This window comes from Vibrio sp. 1151_11 (assembly GCF_029478525.1).
In the GTDB taxonomy this organism is placed as follows: domain Bacteria; phylum Pseudomonadota; class Gammaproteobacteria; order Enterobacterales; family Vibrionaceae; genus Vibrio; species Vibrio anguillarum.
The window spans coordinates 1-3,397 of record NZ_SHMN01000063.1 but is presented as its reverse complement, the minus strand read 5'-3'; the positions used below and the strand labels follow the sequence as shown (position 1 = coordinate 3,397).

The window sequence follows — 3,397 nt, the reverse complement described above, 5'->3', positions numbered from 1 at the left end:
GAGAAACGGTCGAGGGCGACTTCTGCCTAAGCTAGAAGGGAGGAGGCTGAAAGACATTACTCGAGGCACCAACCGTTCGCAAGTCCTTGACCTAAAAGTCCGTCGAGGTAAACAAGAGTTTAGAGTTATGCGACGTTGGTTTGCCGAAGAAAAACGATTCTGCATTTGGATAACTAACTTACCTTCAGACACCTATACTGCCGATGACATCATGGCGATCTACCGCTGTCGATGGCAGGTGGAGCTGCTTTTTAAAGAGTTAAAGTCTCACACCAACTGGCAACGATTTGTCACCGCACAAAAGGCCATCGTTGATGGGCTAATCTGGGCCAGTTTACTTGCGCTGATCATTAGGCGCAGTATTGCACTTCAGATAATGCCCTCAGTCTCACTATTTAAAGCGGCAAAAAATGTGGATGTCTGGCTGTTGCCAATATTTGAATGTATCAGCCACAGAGCATGGTCAGAAATCAGCAATAAACTCGAATGGGCTGCCAGTTATATATCAATGAACGCTCAAAAGTCCGCTCAGAGGAAGTCTAAAGAAAACATTACTTTAGACGGAATTTACGCTGGGCTTAATGCTTAAGGTTCAGTCTATGAATTGCTCCTAGACAATATAGGAGCCTAAATATGAGCGAGTTAACCAACCCATTTATGCACTTTCAAATCATTAAAAATTATCGACAGGAAAATAAAATAGCACACAAATTATCAGACATTATTTTGCTGACAATTTGCGGCGTCCTGCCGGGTCATGACGGTTGGGATGGCATTATTGACTTTGGCAATGCTCGCTTAGATTTCCTAAGACGATATGGTCATTTTGAGGCAGGCATTCCATCGGCAGGTACTTTGTCTCGTGTGATGGGCATGATGAATCCGGCAGGGTTACAAAGAAGCTTTATAGCTTGGATGAAGGACTGCCATACACTGACGGATGGAGAAGTCATCGCTATCGACGGTAAAACATTACGTGGCTCTTATGACCGCTCGAAGGGTAAAGGAACGATTCACATGGTGAACGCTTTTGCTACTGCAAACGGAATGAGTATCGGCCAACAGAAGATTGATAGTAAAAGTAATGAAATTACCGCGATCCCCAAGCTACTTGACTTGCTCGAGGTAAAAGGCTGCTTGGTTACGATTGATACAATGGGATGCCAAAAGAAAATAGCGCAAAAAATTCTCGATAAAGAAGCGGATTATTTGTTAGCAGTGAAAGGCAATCAGGGAATGCTTGAACAAGCCTTTGATGATTATTTTCGAATGGACATGCTTCAAGACTTTGACGGCAGTTCTTACAGTACACAAGAAAAAAGTCACGGAAGAACGGAAACGAGAGTGGCTTTAGTGAACCGTGATTTGTCGGTTTTAGGTGATATTGAGCATTAATGGCCCGAGCTAAAATCAATGGGCATCATCGCTTCGATTCGTCAAGAATCGGCTGTAGCAACAGAGCAAGATGTGAGTATTCGTTACTATATCTGTTCTAAAGAATTAGAAGCCCAAACGCTGCTTGAAGCGACGCGTTCTCATTGGGGCGTAGAGGCCATGCATTGGTCCCTTGATACCGCATTTAGTGAGGACAACTCTCGTATTAGAGCCGATGATCGCGCAGAGGCTTTAGCAAGGATCAGGCAGATGTGTTTGAACCTATTAAAGAGTGAAACCACCTTTAAAGGTGGCATTAAACGCAAACGGATGAACTGCGCAATGGACGAAAACTACCTAAGTAAGGTTCTCGAAAGCCTTACCGGGCGATGATGTTCATGCGGTTTCCGTGTTCTCAAGTACCTCATCAGCTCTCGCTTGGGTACAACTGCCCGCGACGATAATCGTGTTTGTGAAGTATTTGCGCAGTTCGATGCGGAAGCTTTTTGGAATCGCTGGTGCGTCGTCCCAATCCGCTTCAGACAGGTGCAAGTACGCAATATTACGAGTTTGAAGTTGTTTCAATACATCGAGGATGGTCGGCACAATGTCTGGACAATTCATGTCTTTAAAAGTAATGAAAGGCGCGAGTCTTACGCCCACTTTGTTGAAGCCAATGGCTTCGCTCACCGCATCGACCACTTCTAATAAAAAGCGAAGTCGGTTCACGCGTGAACCGCCGTATTGGTCGGTGCGGTGGTTTGAGTTAGTACGTAAGAACTGATCAATCAGGTAACCATTGCCGCCGTGGATTTCCACGCCATCAAAGCCAGCTTCAATCGCGTGTTTAGCGGCGTTGGCAAAATCACTTACACACGGTCAATATCATCTTGGGTCATCGCTCTTGGATCAACACAATCGACCATATTGCCGTTGCCTTGCTCATCGGCGATCCACACTTTCGTTTCGACGGGTGCCAACGCAGAAGGGGCAATAGGCTGTTCGCCTTTTTGGAATGTCGGGTGCGATACTCGGCCCACATGCCAAAGCTGGCAGAACATGGTAGCACCTTGTGATTTCACCGCTTGAGTGATTGGCTTCCAACCAGCCACTTATTCATCGGTATAAACGCCGGGTGTGAAAGAGTAGCCTTGTGAATCATCGGAAATCTGGGTCGCCTCAGAGATAATTAAGCCTGCGGTTGCGCGCTGTTTGTAGTAAGTCGCCATCATTTGGTTTGGAATGTTTCCCGGTTGGCTAGTGTGCGCTCGGGTCATTGGTGCCATGACTACGCGGTTTTGTAGAGCCAGTTGTTTCAGATGTATTGGTTCGAATATACCCGCTTAACTTGAAGATGCAGGTTTTAAAATCTGAAAATTATCCGTAATTCTGGATAGCAGTGAGCCTGCAACTTTTGGCAGCGTTACATTGAAAAATTCATTAATAGCCGTTGTAAATTCAGCCTTCGAGGAGAAGTAAATATTGTTCCTCGCATACTCATTCATCACTTTCAATAACCGCTCTATTGGATTTAAGTTTGGGCTGTATGGGGGTAAGTAATGAAGCTCGATATTGAGCGCTTTGCCGCATTTCTTACCATTTCTGACTGATGGTAGGCGGCACCATCAAGTACTAGGTGTACTTTTTGCTCCAACGGGTAATGATCTTTTTTGAGCTTCCAGAAGAAGCGAACGATGCTCTCGTTGTTTATCGTGTCATACGTGTCTGTCACGGTTGCGCCAATATTTTGGAGCGGTAACGCACCGATGATATTGAGACGAGTTCGACTGCCTGTTGTCTCAATCACTTTGTCTTGGCCTTTTCGTATCCAGCCATAACTGAGTTTTGTTGACTGCGTAGGATGAACGGCATCCATGAATAACACAGGGTCTTCGTTGTTTCTTAGCGTCTCGTTGTAATGTTCGATAAAAGCTTGCTGCATCTCTTCTGGATCAAACTTGTGCGGTACACCTTTCGGCTTTTTATATGAGAAGCCGTGATGATGTAGCCACTTGTTCATTCC

The 3,397-nt window shown here is 45.3% G+C and carries 4 pseudogenes; 2 read left to right on the top strand and 2 right to left on the bottom strand.

Going from position 1 to position 3,397, the window contains the following annotated elements:
• Window positions 1–589 (top strand): annotated as a pseudogene (locus EXZ60_RS18590) (IS4-like element ISVa14 family transposase); the annotation flags it as partial.
• Window positions 590–633: 44 nt separating this feature from the next.
• A pseudogene (locus tag EXZ60_RS18585) lies at window positions 634–1,767 on the top strand (ISAs1 family transposase).
• Window positions 1,768–1,788: 21 nt separating this feature from the next.
• On the opposite strand, the pseudogene EXZ60_RS18580 reads toward EXZ60_RS18585, so the two are convergent.
• Window positions 1,789–2,660: pseudogene (locus EXZ60_RS18580) on the bottom strand (alkene reductase); the annotation flags it as partial.
• A gap of 57 nt (window positions 2,661–2,717) precedes the next feature.
• Window positions 2,718–3,397, bottom strand: a pseudogene (locus tag EXZ60_RS18575) (IS630 family transposase); the annotation flags it as partial.